This window comes from uncultured Tateyamaria sp. (genome assembly GCF_947503045.1).
Taxonomy (GTDB): Bacteria; Pseudomonadota; Alphaproteobacteria; order Rhodobacterales; family Rhodobacteraceae; genus Tateyamaria.
In genome coordinates this window covers 57149-73114 of sequence record NZ_CANNCF010000004.1, presented here as the reverse complement: position 1 = coordinate 73114, position 15966 = coordinate 57149, and the positions used below count along the sequence as shown (strand labels likewise).

Sequence of the window (15966 nt, the reverse complement as noted above, 5' to 3'; positions counted from 1 at the left end):
AGGGAGGAGAGCCGATGATTCCAGCGGCATTTGAGTATCACAGACCTCAGGATATGGCCGGGGTTCTGGCAGTTCTTGAGGAACATGGGGACGACGCGCGCGTCATGGCGGGCGGGCACAGCCTGATCCCGATGATGAAGCTGCGCATGGCCGATGTCCCGCACCTGATCGACCTGCAGGATGTGGGTGGATTGTCGGATATCGCGGTTGATGGCGCCTCGATCCGCATTGGTGCGCTGGTCACACAGGCCGACATCATTGATCATCAGGCACTGGCCGCAGCCGCCCCGATCCTGCGCGAGGCAGCCCTGCAGATCGCTGATCCGCAGGTGCGCTACATGGGCACCGTGGGCGGCAATGTCGCCAATGGCGATCCGGGCAACGATATGCCGGGGCTCATGCAATGCCTTGATGCGACCTTTACGCTTGTGGGCACGGGCGGCGAACGCGACGTCCCAGCGCGCGACTTTTACGAGGCGGCCTATATGACTGCGCGCGAGGATGACGAGGTGCTGACGGCTGTCACCATCCCCCTCCCTTCGGGCGGGTACGCCTATGAAAAGCAAAAGCGCAAGATCGGCGACTATGCGACCGCCGCCGCTGCGGTGCAGATCACCAAAAGCGGGGGCACCTGCGCCTCTGCTGCGATTGCGATGACCAACCTCAGCGACACGCCGATCTATTCGGATGCCGCCGGTGCAGCCCTCGTCGGCACAACGCTTGATGACGCGGCGCTAAAGGCCGCCGTTGCGGCGATGCTCAATGACATCGACCCGACCGAGGACAATCGCGGCCCCATCGCCTTCAAGAAACACGTGGCCGGCGTCATCCTGCGTCGCGCCATCGAACGCGCCTGGTCGCGGGCATAGGAGAACACAGCATGTCCAACAAAATGCACATCAAGCTGAACGTGAACGGCAAGGACGAGGAATTCCTCGCCGAGCCGCGCGAATTGCTGATCTACACCCTGCGCGAGCGGCTCAACATCACGGGTCCGCATATCGGGTGCGAGACCTCTCATTGCGGGGCCTGCACCGTCACCATCGATGGCAAGTCGGTGAAATCCTGCACCATGTTCGTAGCGCAAGCCAGCGGCAAAGCCGTCACCACCATCGAAGGCATCGGCGGCCCCGACGCCCTGCACCCACTGCAAGAGGCGTTCAAGGAACACCACGGGCTGCAATGCGGCTACTGCACGCCGGGCATGATCACCCGGGCCACCAAGCTGCTCGAAGAGATCCCCAACCCGACCGAAGAGGAAATCCGCTTTGGTATGGCGGGCAATATCTGTCGCTGCACGGGTTATCAGAACATCGTGAAATCCATTCAGGCCGCGGCCACCGAGATGAATGCAGCCAAGGAGGCCGCAGAATGAAAGACGAAGTAGACACACGCGAAGATCGCGTCGCCAACCTCAAGGGCATGGGCTGCTCGCGCAAGCGGGTCGAGGATGCCCGGTTCACCCAAGGCAAGGGCAACTATGTCGATGACATCAAGCTCGATGGCATGCTGTTTGGCGACTTTGTCCGCTCACCCTATGCCCATGCGCGCATTACCAGCATCAACACCGAGGCCGCACTGAAGGTCCCCGGCGTGCTGGCCGTGCTGACGGCCGCCGATCTCGAACCGCTGGGCCTGCACTGGATGCCGACCCTTGCAGGCGACAAGCAGATGGTGCTGGCCGATGGCAAGGTGTTGTTTCAGGGACAGGAGGTCGCATTTGTCGTGGCCGAAGACCGCTATGCCGCCGCTGACGGGATCGAGCTGGTTGAGGTCGAATACGAAGAACTGCCCGTGATCGTGGACCCATTCGAGGCGCTGCAATCGGATGTGGTGCTGCGCGAGGATCTGGTCGGCGAAGACGGTTCTATCCCCGCAGGGGCGCATGGCCCCCGCAAGCACCACAACCACATCTTTACGTGGGAGGCTGGAGACAAGGCACCCACCGAAGAGGTCATCGCCAATGCCGAGGTCGTGGCCGAAGAGAGCATGTACTATCACCGCACCCACCCCTGCCCGCTGGAGACCTGCGGCTGTGTGGCGTCGATGGACAAGGTCAACGGCAAGCTGACGCTTTGGGGCACCTTTCAGGCCCCGCACGCGATCCGCACTGTTGTGTCGCTGATTTCGGGCATTGAAGAACACAATATCCGCGTGATCTCTCCGGACATTGGCGGCGGCTTTGGCAACAAGGTCGGTGCCTATCCGGGCTATGTCTGCTCGGTTGTGGCCTCCATCGTGACGGGCAAGCCGGTCAAATGGATCGAAGACCGGATGGACAACCTGATGACCACCGCCTTTGCCCGCGACTATCACATGACCGGCAAGATCAGCGCCACCAAAGAAGGCAAGATCACCGGGCTGCACTGCCATGTGACAGCCGATCACGGCGGCTTTGACGCCTGTGCGGACCCGACCAAGTTCCCGGCAGGTTTCATGAACATCTGCACCGGGTCTTACGACATCCCCACTGCATTCCTTGAGGTCGATGGAGTCTATACCAACAAGGCACCGGGCGGGGTCAGCTATCGCTGTTCGTTCCGGGTGACCGAGGCTGTGTACTTCATCGAACGCATGATCGAAGTCCTTGCGATCAAGCTGAACATGGATGCCGCCGAGTTGCGCCGCATCAACTTCATCAAGAAAGAACAGTTCCCCTACACCGCCGCCCTCGGCTGGGAATATGACAGCGGCGATTATCACACTGCATGGGAGAAGGCGCTCACAACCGTCGACTACGAGGGGCTGCGCGCCGAACAGGCGCAGCGGGTCGAGGATTTCAAGGCTGGCAAGACCCGCAAACTGATGGGGATCGGTCTCAGCTTCTTTACCGAAATTGTCGGTGCGGGGCCGGTCAAGAATTGCGACATTCTGGGCCTCGGTATGTTTGACAGCTGCGAAATCCGCATCCACCCGACAGGGTCGGCGATTGCGCGGCTTGGCACGATCTCTCAGGGACAGGGGCACGCGACGACCTTTGCGCAGATCCTGGCCTCCGAGATTGGCCTCTCTGCCGACAGCATCACCATCGAAGAGGGGGATACGGATACGGCACCGTACGGGCTTGGCACCTATGGCTCACGCTCGACCCCGGTTGCCGGGGCGGCCACAGCCATGGCCGGGCGCAAGATCCGGGCCAAAGCGCAGATGATTGCCGCCTACCTGCTCGAAGTGCACGACAATGACGTGGAATTCGACGTGGACCGGTTCGTGGTCAAAGGCGCGCCTGAAAAGTTCAAGACGATGAAGGAAATCGCCTTTGCCGCCTACAATCAGGCCATTCCGGGGCTGGAGCCGGGTCTGGAGGCGGTCAGCTATTACGATCCGCCCAATATGACCTATCCGTTCGGGGCCTATGTCTGCGTGATGGACATCGACGTGGACACCGGCGTGCCGGAAATCCGTCGCTTTTATGCGCTGGATGATTGCGGCACGCGGATCAACCCGATGATCATCGAAGGACAGGTGCATGGTGGTCTGACCGAAGCGCTTGCCGTCGCGCTAGGTCAGGAGATTGCCTATGACGACATGGGCAACGTGAAGACCGGGACGCTCATGGACTTCTTCCTGCCCACCGCATGGGAGGTGCCGAATTACGAGACCGACTTTACCGTCACACCCAGTCCGCATCACCCCATCGGGGCCAAGGGAGTGGGCGAAAGCCCGCATGTCGGCGGAGTGCCGTGTTTCTCGAATGCGGTGCAGGATGCGTTCCGCCCCTTTGGCAATACGCACACCAACATGCCCCACGACCACTGGCGGATCTGGCGCACCGCCAATGAGCTTGGCCTGCACGACTGAGAGGCATCGGGGCACTCGGCATGACCGGGTGCCCCGGCCCAAGGGAAATAGACATGACCTGGACTGACCTTCAAACGGCTCTGGCCGCGGACGGATATGTGGCCTCGGACGATCTGAGCGTGGCGCTGCATCTGTCGCTGACCCTTGGGCGGCCTCTGCTGCTGGAAGGCGCGGCAGGCGTGGGCAAGACCCAACTGGCCGCCAGTCTGGCCGCACAGCGCGACACCAGGCTGATCCGCCTGCAATGCTACGAGGGCCTTGATGCCGCACAGGCCATTTATGAGTGGAACTATCAGCGCCAGTTGCTGACCATCCGCGCCGCTGCCGAAGATGGTGAAACCGGCAAAGCCGTCGAAGAGCGCATTTTTTCGCGCGATTTCCTGCTCGAACGCCCCCTGCTCGCGGCCCTTACGCAGGCCGAACCACCGGTTCTGCTGATCGACGAGATTGACCGCGCGGATGAGGAATTCGAGGCCTACTTGCTCGAAATCCTGTCCGAGTTCCAGATCACCATCCCAGAACTGGGCACGATATCGGCCAAGGCCAAACCCATCGTGATCCTCACCTCGAATGGCACCCGTGATCTGTCGGACGCGCTGCGCCGCAGGTGCCTATATTCATATGTGGACTATCCCGACCGGACCACCGAACTGGCGATCCTGAATGCCCGCTGTCCGGGGCTTGAGGCGCGGTTGGGTGCGCAAATCGTCGGCTTTGTGCAAAAACTGCGCGAGGAAGAGCTGGAGAAGGTGCCCGGCATCGCCGAAACACTGGATTTTGCCGCCGCGCTGATGGGGCTTGGCATTGCCGATCTCACCTCCGATCCCGCAGCGCTGCAACATACGCTGAGCACATTGCTGAAAACCCAAAGCGACCGCGCCCATATCACGCCAGAGGTGGCAGGCCGCATCGCCGGGCGCGCCGCATGAGCCGTGTGACGAAATTCGCCGCCCGCGATCCCGGCCCGGCCGCGCGTGTGGCCGGGTTCATGGCGCATCTGCGCGAAAACGGCCTGCGCCTTGGAGTGTCCGAAACCGATCTGGCCCTTGCTGCCCTGTGCGAAGTGGACGCAAGCCAGCCTGCGCACAGCCGTCAGGCCCTCAAGGCCGTCTGCACCGGCTGCAAGGAAGAGGTCGACCGCTTTGACGCCCTCTTTGACAGTTACTGGATGGATATGGGGCGGGTCCGGCAAAAGATCGTGCAAAGCCCGCCCGCCAAGGGCAATGACGCTGTACATTCCTCGCGCGATGGCATGGGCGAAGATGCAAGTGGCGCAGGTTCGGCCAATGCGCCCGATGGCGGTGATGGTGCGGCAGAAAGCGATGGCGAAGGCCGCCTCATCGCCACGCAGGTGCGCAACCTTATGCGCAAGGACCTGCGCGATCTCGTCCGCCCCGAGGACATCGCCGAAGCCGAAGCCGTCGCGCGCCGTCTGGGGGCCGCCTTGCGCGACCGACGCTCACGCCGCCGCACCGCTGCGCGCAAAGGGGATCGCCTGCATTTCCGCAAGACGATCCGCGCGAGCCTCGCCACCGGGGGCGAACCTGTACGGCTGATGCGCAAGCATCGTCCCGACCGCCCGCGCAAGATCGTCGCCCTGTGCGATGTGTCCGGGTCGATGACCGTCTATGCGCAGATATTCCTCGCCTTTCTGGCCGGGCTCATGCGAAGCGACGCAACGGCGGATGCCTACCTGTTTCACACGCGGCTTGTGCGCATCACTGAGGCGCTGCGCGACAAGGATACGATGCGCGCCATCGGGCGGATGTCGCTGATGGCCGATGGCTTCGGCGGTGGGTCGGCGATCGGGCCATCCCTGCACCGCTTTGCCAAGAGCTATGCCAAACGCTTTGTGGAGGGGCGCAGCGTCGTGCTGATCCTGTCGGATGGCTATGACACCGCGCCGCCTGCGGTGATGGACGCCGCCCTTGCTGATCTGAAAAAGCGGGGGTGCAAGATCATCTGGCTGAACCCGCTCAAGGGCTGGCGCGATTACGCCCCGGTGGCCGATGGCATGGCCGCCGCCCTGCCCCATCTCGATCTGTTTCGCGCCGCCAATACGCTGGCTGATCTGGCAAACCTCGAGCGCGAGGTGACCCACCTATGACCCCGGCCGAGTTCCTGTCCGAAGACCTCGCAGACGCCGCACATGACCTGCGGACCAAGGAAGAACCCTTTGCCTTTGCCACCATCGTGCGCACCGCCGGGGCCACCGCGGCCAAGCCGGGTGCCAAGGCGCTGCTGGGCGCGGATGGCACGATCCTGCATGGCTGGCTGGGCGGCGGATGCACGCGCGGGGCTGTGAAAAAGGCGGCTCTCGCCGCGTTCAAGAGCGGTCAGCCGCAACTGGTTTCGGTCGCCCCCGAAGAGTTGCTGGCCGAAAAAGGGGTCACGCCGGGCGATGAGGTCGAAGGCACCCGCTTTGCCCGCAACGGTTGTCCTTCGAAGGGCAGCGTCGACATCTTTATCGAGCCCTGCCTGCCGATGCCGCAGCTTGTGGTTCTGGGCCAATCACCGGTCGCGCAGGCCCTTGCGGCCCTCGCCCCGCAGTTTCACTGGGCGGTCGCGACCGCCTGCCCTACAACCGACCCGGTGCCCCATCAAAAACAGGTCATCGTCATCGCAACCCAAGGTCAGGGCGATGTTGAGGCCCTGCAACAGGCCCTCGCCCAGCCCGCGCAGCACGTGGCCTTTGTCGGCAGCGCACGCAAATTCGAGACTCTGGCCAAGAAACTGATCGCCAATGGCACGGATGCCGCGCGGCTGGATGCCGTCAAGGCGCCTGCGGGGCTGAAACTTGGCGCGGTCACACCCGAGGAAATCGCCCTCTCCATCCTTGCCGATCTCATCCAGATCCGCCGCGCGCAGGTGGGTGTTGCCGATGCCTAGCATCGGCGCGCTCATATTGGCCGCCGGGCAGTCACAGCGCATGGGCCCGCCCAACAAGCTGCTGCTGCGCATTGGGGATCATCCGATGATCCGCCACGTGGTGCAGACCTATCGCGCCGCGCTTGATGGTCCCATCACTGTTGTGACCGGGCACGAGGCGCAGCAGGTCGAGGCAGCGCTGACGGGTCTCGATGTCCGCTGTGTGTTCAACCCCGATTACGCCAAGGGCCAGCAAGGCTCGGTCGCGGTGGGATTGCGCCATGCGCCTGAGGTTGATCTGCTGCTGATTGGTCTGGGGGATCAGCCGTTGCTCGCTCCATCAGATATTCGCGCCCTTGTTGACGCCCATACCCACGGCGATCCGGCCAAAATCTCGATCCCCGCCATCGGCGAGGTCAGAGGCAATCCCATTGCCATTCCAACGACCCTGCGCCCCCGGCTGACAGCAGACCCGCAGCGGCCGGGCTGCATGCGCTTTACCCGCGACAATCCCGATCTGGTGCAGCGCCATTCCCTGCTCGCGCCGGGATTCTACGCGGATGTCGACACCCCGAAAGACTACGCAGCCCTGGCCCAGACGGAGACCTCATGAAAAAGCTCATCACCGCCCTGCGCAAGACCTGCAAGAAACTGGCCCTCACACCCGAGCAGGCCGACCAGATCAGATTTCCCTGTTGCTAAGAAAAGGACACCGCAATGGAGCTCTCGGACGAGATCATCATCAACGCCCCCAAGGACCGCGTCTATGCCGCCCTGAACGACCCGGAGGTTCTGCAACGCTGCATTCCGGGATGTGAAGAGCTGATCAAGCATTCCGACACCGACCTTGAGGCCAAGGTTGTGCTGAAGGTCGGCCCCGTCAAGGCACGGTTCAGCGGCGAAGTGCAACTGGACACCGCCGGTGCGCCGGATGCGTTTTCGCTGACCGGTCAGGGCAATGGCGGAGCTGCGGGCCATGCCAAGGGCGGTGCTGACGTCACGCTCACTGCCAATGGCGACACGACCATCCTGCGCTACGAGGCCAAGGCCAGCATCGGCGGCAAACTGGCGCAATTGGGCAGCCGCCTGATCCAGAGCACGGCGAAAAAGCTGGCGGCCAAATTCTTCAAATCCTTTGCCGAAGTGGTGAACGAGGAAACACTTGCCTGAACCCATCACTTACGCGGACGATCCAAGCAGCATCATCGCGCATGCCGTTGATCTGGCAGGGCAATCCAGACGGATTGCCCTTGTCACATCCGTCGGGATCGAAGGCGGTGCAGCGCGTGCATTGGGCGCGCTTGCGGTTGTCGATGAGACCGGCGCGATGACTGGCTACCTGTCGAACGGATGTATCGATCGGGACATCCAGTTGCATGCGCTGGAGGCGCTGCACTCCGGCACCAAAAAGCTGTTGCGCTATGGGGACGGGTCGCAATTTGCCGATCTGACCCTGCCCTGCGGTGGTTCATTGTCCGTCCTGATTGATCCCACGCGGGACCAAACTGAGCTGATCGCGTTGCACCAGGCGCTGCAGGCCCGCAAGGCCGGGACGTTGCGTTTTCAACTGCCACAGGCGGATGGGCACGCACCTGACGCGATTGTCTTTGAATACAAGCCGAAGGTCCGGTTGGTCTTGGCCGGGCGCGGTGCCATCTTTCGCGCCATGGCACAGATCGGGCACGCCACCAGGTTCGAGGTGTTTGGCCTGTCGCCGGAGGTCGAGGATCTGGCGGCCATCACCGGGTTAACCACGTCCCCGCCCGTTCATCTGACCACTCCCCAGCATCCCGTTGACTTGCCGGAGCTTGATGCGCATGCCGCCTTTCTGACCCTGTTTCACGATCACGAATGGGAGCCGGCGCTGTTGCAGGCCGCCTTGGCCAGCGACGCGCATTACATCGGCAGCCTGGGCAGCACGCGCACCCATATGGTGCGAAAAGAGACGCTTGCCGGCCTTGGCGTTGCGCAACAGGACACTGACCGCCTGCATGGCCCTATCGGTCTTGTGCCATCGCTGCGGGATGCGCCACTGATCGCGGTGTCCGCCCTGGCCGAGATCGTGGCCAGCCTGCCCCAGCGCGTGCGTCGGATTTCACCAGCGATCTGAGCGAACAGGTCGTTTGAGCGCCGAGTCGGAAGCACCAGCCCATTGTCCAAAATCCGCAATTCACGGCATGGATGGGTGAATTTTGCATACGGCATTTAACTAAAATGCGAGGCACTTCGAGCAGATCGCGCGACTTGCTCAGCCATAGGTTGCGCGCGCCAAGGCGGCCGCCAGAAACGAAAAAGGCCGCGCTTTGACGGCGCGGCCCTTTGTAGTTCGACTTGGGAACCTTATTCGTCGTTTTCCAGCGCCTCAACGGCGGCTTTCAGGTCGTCCGAAGAGACTTCCTTGTCCACGACCGTGGCGTTTTCGACGATGTAGTCGACAACCTTGTCCTCGAACAACGGCGCGCGCAGTTGCTGTTGCATCTGCTGGTTTTGCTGCACGAATTCAAAGAACTGGCGTTCCTGACCGGGATACTGACGCGCTTGCTGCATGATGGCCTGGCTCATCTCGGCATCGCTGACCTCGACCTTGGCGATCTGGCCCAGTTCGGCCAGCAACAGGCCCAGACGGACGCGGCGCTCGGCCAGTTCCTTGTGCTCGTCGGTGGCTTCGATATCGGGGTGATCGTGCCCTTCGACGTCGGGATTGTCCTCGTGCCAAAGCTGGTGCGCGATCTGCTTGGATTCGGCGTCCACAAGGCTTGGCGGCAGATCAAAGCTGACAAGGTTGTCGAGCTGGTCCAGCAGGCCACGTTTCATCACCGCGCGGGCTGCACCGGCATATTCACCTTCGAGCTGTTCGGTGATGCGGGCCTTGAGACCGGCAAGGTCCTCGGCGCCGTATTTCTTGGCCAGCTCGTCGTCGATGGCGGCGGCAACGGGTTCCTTGACCTCTTTGATTGAACAGTCGAACACGGCCTCTTTGCCAGCCAGGTGCGCGGCCTGATAATCCTCAGGGAAAGAAACGGTTACAGCCTTTTCTTCATCCGCTTTGACGCCCACGAGCTGCTCTTCGAAGCCGGGGATGAACTGACCGGAGCCCAGCACAAGCGCGTGGCCTTCGGCTGATCCGCCCTCGAACACTTCGCCGTCTACTTTGCCGACAAAATCGAACACGACCTGATCGCCGTCCTTGGCCTTGGAGCCTTTCTTGCGGGCTTTGAAGTCCTGTGCGTTTTCCGCCAATGAGGTCAGCGTTTCATCGACCGACGCATCGTCAGCCTTGACCACCAGACGTTCCAGCTTGAGCTTGCCCAGATCGACCTCGGGAATGGCAGGCAGCGCCTCGTAGGACATCTCGACATTGACGTCGTCGCCCTCTTTCCAGTCCTCGTTGGTCATCTTGACTTCGGGCTGCATGGCAGGACGGTCGCCGGAGGCTTCGAAATGCTCGGACATGGCGCCATCGATGCTTTCCTGCATCGCTTCGCCCATCAGGCGCTGGCCAAACTGCTTTTTCAGCAGCGCCATCGGGACCTTGCCCTTGCGAAAGCCCTTCATTTCGACGTCGGGCTGCGCCTCTGTCAGCTTTTCATTGACCTTGGCGTCCAGTTCGGCGGCGGTCACGGTGATCGCGTAACCACGTTTCAGACCTTCGTTCAGCGTCTCGGTGACCTGCATGTGTGCTCCCATAGCATAGTGGCCCCGGTTTTAGGGGCGCATCGGAAATTCGCGCCCTTCTATGCAGCGCGCGTCCGGGGTGCAAGGGGATAGGAGGATCAGGGCAAAAAAGGCGCCTTCGTTCACGTAACCCGGCCTCTGTTGCTCGCTGTGGTTGCATCTGCGCCTGTGCGTTCCTAGCATGCGTTAACGCGAATTTAAGTTCGCCATACTCAAGGTCCCTTATGACTCAAACCTTAACCCCTACAGTTGCACCACGCGACGTGCCGGGACTGCGTGGCGCCACTGGCCCGCGCGGGACAGGCGCTGTGACATGCGCGTGCACAGCCTGGACAGGACCACGCGACGTCCCAGTCACCTTTGGTGCCATCGCGTGTCCTGTTCCAATATGATGGGCGGGTTGTGGCGCAACAGCCTGGGCGCGCGGCTGGTTGTCTATTCTCTTTTGATCGGTTCGGTTCTGTCAGTGTTTTCGACGGGTGTTCAGTTGCTCCTCAGTTATCAAAGCCAGAGAGATGATGCGACGGCCGTGCTGGATCAGATTGATCAGGCGCTGCGGCAGACGCTGGAATTCGCCCTCTGGACGCTGGATTTCGACCAGATCGACGTCATCCTGGACGGTGTCGCCGCCAACGAGGCTGTCAGCTATCTTGAACTGACCAGTGTGACCGGGGACCGCTGGGAGCGTGGGGCCGCGCGCGAAGAGTCGCCCTCGCAAATCTACGCGTTGACCCACAGACACCTGAGCGAACCACCCGAGTTATTGGGCAAATTGAAAGTGCATGTGTCGCTGGACGCCGTCATCGCCCGCATTTGGGAACAATTCTGGATCACACTGCTGACGAACCTGGCCAAGGCTTATATCGCGGCCCTTGCCCTGTTTTACGTCGCGCATGTCCTGATCACGCGGCACCTGCGCAACATTGCGGCACATGTGGATGATACCAATGTCCAGAATGGCGTCCTCAACTTGAGGCTGGATCGCAAACAGCGCCCCATGCCCGACGATCTGGACAGTATCGTCTCTGCGATCCGCAACTTTGAACAACGTGCCCGCGATGCGCTGAGCGATCTGCAACGCGAGGTGCAGGAACGCATCAAGAGCGAGGCAGAGGCGCGCGAGGCCCTGTCGGTCCGCTCAAGCTTTATCGGGACGATGAGCCACGAAGTGCGCACGCCGCTGAACGCCATCCTCGGTTTCCTGCATCTGATCGAGATGGCCGAGGAAGTGCCGGAAAAACAGCGCCATTATGCCCATGTGGCCACCAAGGCCGCGCAGGCGCTGCACAACCAGTTGACCAACGTGCTTGAAGTGTCGCGACTGGACTCCAAAGCCGTGACAATTGTGCGCAATCCGACGAACCTGCGCCGCCTTTCCGAACAGTGGCGCGACACGGCCGTCGCGTCGGTTCATTTCCACCAGAAATCGATCGAAGTTTCGATGGATGTCGACCCGGATCTGGATGATGCCTACAACCTCGACGGCGCTCGGCTGACACAGATTGTGACAAATCTGACCGACAATGCGGCCAAATTCACGACGTCCGGCAAAATCCACATTGGTGTCCATCGCGTCGCGATGCGCGTTGAAGGCAAGGACACGCACGGTTTGGAAATCAGCGTGGCCGACACCGGAGAGGGAATCAGTACCGTGCAGCGCAAGAGTGTCTTTAAACGCTTTACCCAAAGTGACGCTGGTTTGCGTCGGGCGCATGGCGGAAGCGGACTGGGTCTGACGATCAGCCGCGAAATATCTGAGTTGATGGATGCAGAACTGAAGCTCGACACCGAGGAAAGGGATGGTTTCTCGACCCGTTTCTTGATAACCCTTGGTTGCAATGTGAGGTTGGATACGCACAATGGCTGATCGAAAGAAAGTACTTCTGGTCGAGGATGACGAATTCACCCGCTTCATGATGAAAGAGATCATCGGAACTCTGGGGGTGGTGGTGACACTGGCCAAAGACGGCAAGGAAGGGTGCGAAACCCTGGCCGATGATCCGGACGGATATGGGCTGATTCTGATGGATCTGCACATGCCGGGCATGTCTGGTATCGATGCGACGGATCACATCCGCTCGCTCGAGATGGACCCGCCCCGCGAGGTCCCGATCATCGCCGTGACAGCGGACGTGAATTATCACGACGATGCCCGTGTCGAAAAACTGGGGATGAATGGCTATGCCAGCAAACCCGTGTCTCCCGGCAATCTTTTGAAACTGATCGATCGCTATTGCGTCGCCGCCTGATCTGACATCAAAGACCACCTACGCGTGTATCTTTGTCCCTCAGGCCGAGAAGGAAGATTGCTCTGGACGATTCCCCGATCACCGAAACCCCTGTCGAGCAGGATGCCGACGCCAGCAATGATGAGTTGCCCCGCGTTATCGGCATCGCCGCGTCGGCAGGCGGTCTGGAGGCGCTGTCGCTGCTGGCCCAGAACCTGCCCAAGTTCGCAAATGCGATCTACGTGGTGGCCCAGCATATGTCCCCCACCCACAAAAGCGTGCTGTCGACCCTGATCGCGCGGGAGACGCAGTTGCAGGTGCGCGAGCTTGAGCCCGAAACGGTGCCCGAGGTCGACACCATCTACATCACCCCGCCCAACACGGACGTCACGCTGGAAAACGGCCTGTTGCGCCTGCGCAATCCGGCGGGGCATTCAGCCTCGCCCAAACCATCCGCCGACCGCCTGTTCAAAAGCATTGCCGCCGAATGCGGAGAGCGCTGCATGGGGATTGTGCTGTCAGGCACCGGGTCGGACGGCAGCTATGGCATTCAGGCCATCCGCGAGGCCGGTGGCATCACCATTGCCCAGGATCCGGCCACCGCCAAATATGACGGCATGCCCACCTCGGCGACGGAAACCGGCTGTGTCGACCTGACCATGTCTCCCGAGCAGATCGGCACCCATCTGGAAAAAATCCTTGCCCGTCCGCGGGATTTCGACGGGCTGCGCACGCTTGAAGACAGCCCCAATCCGCTCAGCGAGTTGTTTGGCATTCTGCTGGCCCGCACCCAGGTCGATTTTGCCGATTACAAGGAAAACACCGTCAACCGGCGCATCGCGCGGCGCATGACCGCGCTCGATATCGACGACTATGACGGCTATGTCGACTATTGCCGCACCAATGTCAGCGAAGTGGATGCGCTGCACCGTTATCTGCTGATCTCGGTCACCCGGTTTTTCCGCGACCCGGACCAATTTGAATCGCTGGAATCCGAGCTGCGCATCAGCCTTGAAAACCGCGGCGACGGCCCGATCCGCGTCTGGGTTGTGGGCTGTGCCACGGGCGAAGAGGCCTATTCGATTGCCATCACGCTGGCGGAAATTCTGGGCGGCATACACGAATTGGCCAAACAGAACGTGCAGGTCTTTGCCACGGATATCGACCAGAACGCGGTCGAGATTGCGCGCCGCGGCGTCTACCCGATCTCTGCCGCGCAGGACATCCCGCCCGAACTTCTTGAGGGCTATTTCGTGGTGGGCGACACCGAGTTGAAAGTGCGCCCGGAGCTGCGCAACGTCACGCTGTTCTCCCATCACAACGTTTTCCAGGACCCGCCCTTTATCAATGTCGATCTGGTCAGCATCCGTAACCTGTTGATCTACTTCAACCTTTCCCTGCAGGAACGCGTCCTCAGCCGCCTGCACTATGCGATGAGCAAGGGCGCGCTGCTGTTCCTCGGCACCTCCGAAACGGTTGGCGAAATGGGCGTCTTTTTCGAAAGCCGTCAGGGTGCGGACAAAGTCTTTGCCAAGCGGCGGGGCATGTCGGGCGAGTTGTCCATCGATCCGTCCAACCGCATCTACCAGCGAAAATTGCGCGGCTCGGACCGGTCGGCCACGACCTCAAAGGGCGACGAGGTGTCGGAAAAGTCCGAAAAGTCGCTGGCCCGCGTCGTTGCACCCAACGGGATGATCTGCACCCGCAATGGCAACATCATCGAAGTGCTGGGCGATCTCAGTCCGTTCATGGAAATCCGCGCCGGGGCGTCGACCGCGCTGAACCTCAAGATGCTGATCGAACCGCTGCGTGTCGAGGCGGGCAGCCTGATCGCCGTTGCCCTGCGCAGTGGCACCCGTCGCGCCGGACGCTGGCACAGCGTGTCGCTGAGTGTGGGCAACCGGGTGCAGATGCAGGTGTTCCCCTATTCCGGCCTCAAAGGCGGCGAGATGCAGTGCCTTGTGTCCATCGACGCCAAGTTCGAGGACGAAAGCACGGTGAAGGCCGCCGATATCTCGGATGATGAACACCGCGCCTATGTCACCCGGATGGAGCATGAGATCCGCGCCACCCAGGAGGCCCTGCAGCAAACCATCGAAGAGTTGCAGACCGCCAACGAAGAACTGCAATCGGCCAATGAGGAACTGCAATCCACCAACGAGGAATTCCAGGCCACCAACGAGGAACTGGAAACCTCGAACGAGGAACTGCAATCCAGCAATGAAGAGTTGATGACCGTCAACGAAGAGTTGCAGATCAGCTCGGCCGAACGACAGGCCCTCGCCTCTGAACTTGAGGCGACAATGACGTCTGCGCCATATGCGGTCGCCCTGGCCGATCAGGCCCTGATGGTGCGCCGTCTGTCGCGCGTCGCGATGGATCTGTTTGGGCTGAGCAACATTCCCCCGACCGGCATTCACCTCAGCCAGTGTAACCTGCCCATCGGCTTTCCCGCCCTCGCCCCGATTGCCAACACCGTGTTGCGCGTTCAGGAAGTCCGGCGGATGCCGGTGCTGTCCCGGGGCAAGTATTTCGCGCTTGTTATGTCCCCGGTCCATGACCATCACAACAAGCTGATTGGCCTGTCGATCACTGTCACCCAGCATGACAGCGAGCCCCTGTCACGGGTTGTCCAGATGATGAGCGACATCAGTCATGTCGCCCACTGGTCCTACAACCTCGACACCAAGGAGCTGTTCTGGTCGCCCGAAATGTTCGCCATCTATGGCCGACCGTCGTCGGGTGCCGCGCCCACATGGGATGACACCATCGACATGGTCCACCCCAAGGATCGCGAGCGGGTGATCAAGGCCACCGAAAAACTGATCGAAGATGGCGGCAGCATTCAGATCGAACAGCGCGTATTTGACTCCTCGGGCCATATCGTGTCGGTCAGCGGCAAGACCACCTTGATCCGCAATTCTGACGGGACCGCGATCCAGTTGATCGGTGTCATCTGGGACACCGCCAACGAAAACGAGCGCAACGTGCATCTGGACAGCCTGCAATCGGTGCAGGACGATCTGGGCATCGGCTTCTTCTCCTTCGATGTCGAGAACAACGCGCCGCGCTGGAACAAGCCGATGTATGCCCTGCTGGATTACGACTCCGAGACCCATATGCCCTCGGTCGAAAGTCTGCTGCAAAAGGTGCACGGCGAGATGCGTGACCATGTCAGCGCCCATTTCCGTGACGCGCTTGAGCATGGTGAGGCGTTCGATATGCGGTTCTCGGTGCTGGGCGCGGATGGGCAGCCGATCGAATGCGAATGCAAGGCCCATGTCCGCCGGCGCGCTGACAAGAAAGTGTCCCATATCTATGGCAGCCTGCGCCAAGTCAGTGCCCATCAGGATGCCGTTTCGGTCGCCTGATCCGCGCGAGTGTTAAGAGGCCA

13 protein-coding genes are annotated in these 15966 nt (G+C 61.2%); 12 read left to right on the top strand and 1 reads right to left on the bottom strand.

Annotation, left to right across the window (positions count from 1 at the left end; translation table 11 throughout):
• Positions 1 to 14: 14 nt before the first annotated feature.
• From Q1A89_RS16590 to Q1A89_RS16550, 9 genes are all read left to right on the top strand, one after another.
• Positions 15 to 869 carry a xanthine dehydrogenase family protein subunit M gene (locus tag Q1A89_RS16590; protein ID WP_299730832.1) on the top strand — a complete coding sequence of 285 codons (855 nt, stop codon included), beginning with the start codon at positions 15 to 17 and terminating at the stop codon, positions 867 to 869.
• A gap of 11 nt (positions 870 to 880) precedes the next feature.
• Entirely contained in the window at positions 881 to 1375 is a 495-nt protein-coding gene (locus Q1A89_RS16585; RefSeq protein WP_299730830.1) for a (2Fe-2S)-binding protein, read from the top strand.
• Positions 1372 to 3801 carry an aerobic carbon-monoxide dehydrogenase large subunit gene (locus Q1A89_RS16580; RefSeq protein WP_299730828.1) on the top strand — a complete coding sequence of 810 codons (2430 nt, stop codon included), beginning with the start codon at positions 1372 to 1374 and terminating at the stop codon, positions 3799 to 3801. Before Q1A89_RS16585 ends, Q1A89_RS16580 begins: the two co-directional genes overlap by 4 nt.
• 53 nt (positions 3802 to 3854) lie before the next feature.
• The gene (locus Q1A89_RS16575) at positions 3855 to 4730 is read left to right on the top strand and encodes a MoxR family ATPase (RefSeq protein WP_299730825.1); all 876 of its coding nucleotides are present in this window, start codon (positions 3855 to 3857) and stop codon (positions 4728 to 4730) included.
• Positions 4727 to 5908 (top strand): VWA domain-containing protein, encoded by a 1182-nt coding sequence (locus Q1A89_RS16570; RefSeq protein ID WP_299730822.1) that lies wholly within the window; start codon positions 4727 to 4729, stop codon positions 5906 to 5908. The genes Q1A89_RS16575 and Q1A89_RS16570 overlap by 4 nt, the downstream gene beginning before the upstream one ends.
• Entirely contained in the window at positions 5905 to 6690 is a 786-nt protein-coding gene (locus tag Q1A89_RS16565) for an XdhC family protein (protein ID WP_299730819.1), read from the top strand. Before Q1A89_RS16570 ends, Q1A89_RS16565 begins: the two co-directional genes overlap by 4 nt.
• Positions 6683 to 7282, top strand: a complete 600-nt coding sequence (locus tag Q1A89_RS16560; RefSeq protein ID WP_299730816.1) for a nucleotidyltransferase family protein — start codon at positions 6683 to 6685, stop codon at positions 7280 to 7282. The genes Q1A89_RS16565 and Q1A89_RS16560 overlap by 8 nt, the downstream gene beginning before the upstream one ends.
• A 104-nt stretch (positions 7283 to 7386) precedes the next feature.
• Complete coding sequence (locus Q1A89_RS16555) at positions 7387 to 7839, top strand: carbon monoxide dehydrogenase subunit G (RefSeq protein WP_299730813.1); 453 nt, start codon at positions 7387 to 7389, stop codon at positions 7837 to 7839.
• The gene (locus Q1A89_RS16550; protein ID WP_299730810.1) at positions 7832 to 8779 is read left to right on the top strand and encodes an XdhC family protein; all 948 of its coding nucleotides are present in this window, start codon (positions 7832 to 7834) and stop codon (positions 8777 to 8779) included. Before Q1A89_RS16555 ends, Q1A89_RS16550 begins: the two co-directional genes overlap by 8 nt.
• Positions 8780 to 9009: 230 nt before the next feature.
• Here Q1A89_RS16550 and tig read toward each other — a convergent pair whose 3' ends face one another.
• Complete coding sequence (gene tig, locus Q1A89_RS16545; protein WP_299730807.1) at positions 9010 to 10344, bottom strand: trigger factor; 1335 nt, start codon at positions 10342 to 10344, stop codon at positions 9010 to 9012.
• Positions 10345 to 10657: 313 nt separating this feature from the next.
• Between tig and Q1A89_RS16540 the strand changes: the two genes are divergently transcribed.
• The 3 genes from Q1A89_RS16540 to Q1A89_RS16530 all read left to right on the top strand — a co-directional run bounded on the left by Q1A89_RS16540 (position 10658) and on the right by Q1A89_RS16530 (position 15943).
• Complete coding sequence (locus tag Q1A89_RS16540) at positions 10658 to 12211, top strand: ATP-binding protein (protein ID WP_299730804.1); 1554 nt, start codon at positions 10658 to 10660, stop codon at positions 12209 to 12211.
• Entirely contained in the window at positions 12204 to 12593 is a 390-nt protein-coding gene (locus tag Q1A89_RS16535) for a response regulator (RefSeq protein ID WP_299730801.1), read from the top strand. Before Q1A89_RS16540 ends, Q1A89_RS16535 begins: the two co-directional genes overlap by 8 nt.
• Before the next feature lie 125 nt (positions 12594 to 12718).
• Positions 12719 to 15943 carry a chemotaxis protein CheB gene (locus Q1A89_RS16530; RefSeq protein WP_299730798.1) on the top strand — a complete coding sequence of 1075 codons (3225 nt, stop codon included), beginning with the start codon at positions 12719 to 12721 and terminating at the stop codon, positions 15941 to 15943.
• Positions 15944 to 15966 lie beyond the last annotated feature (23 nt).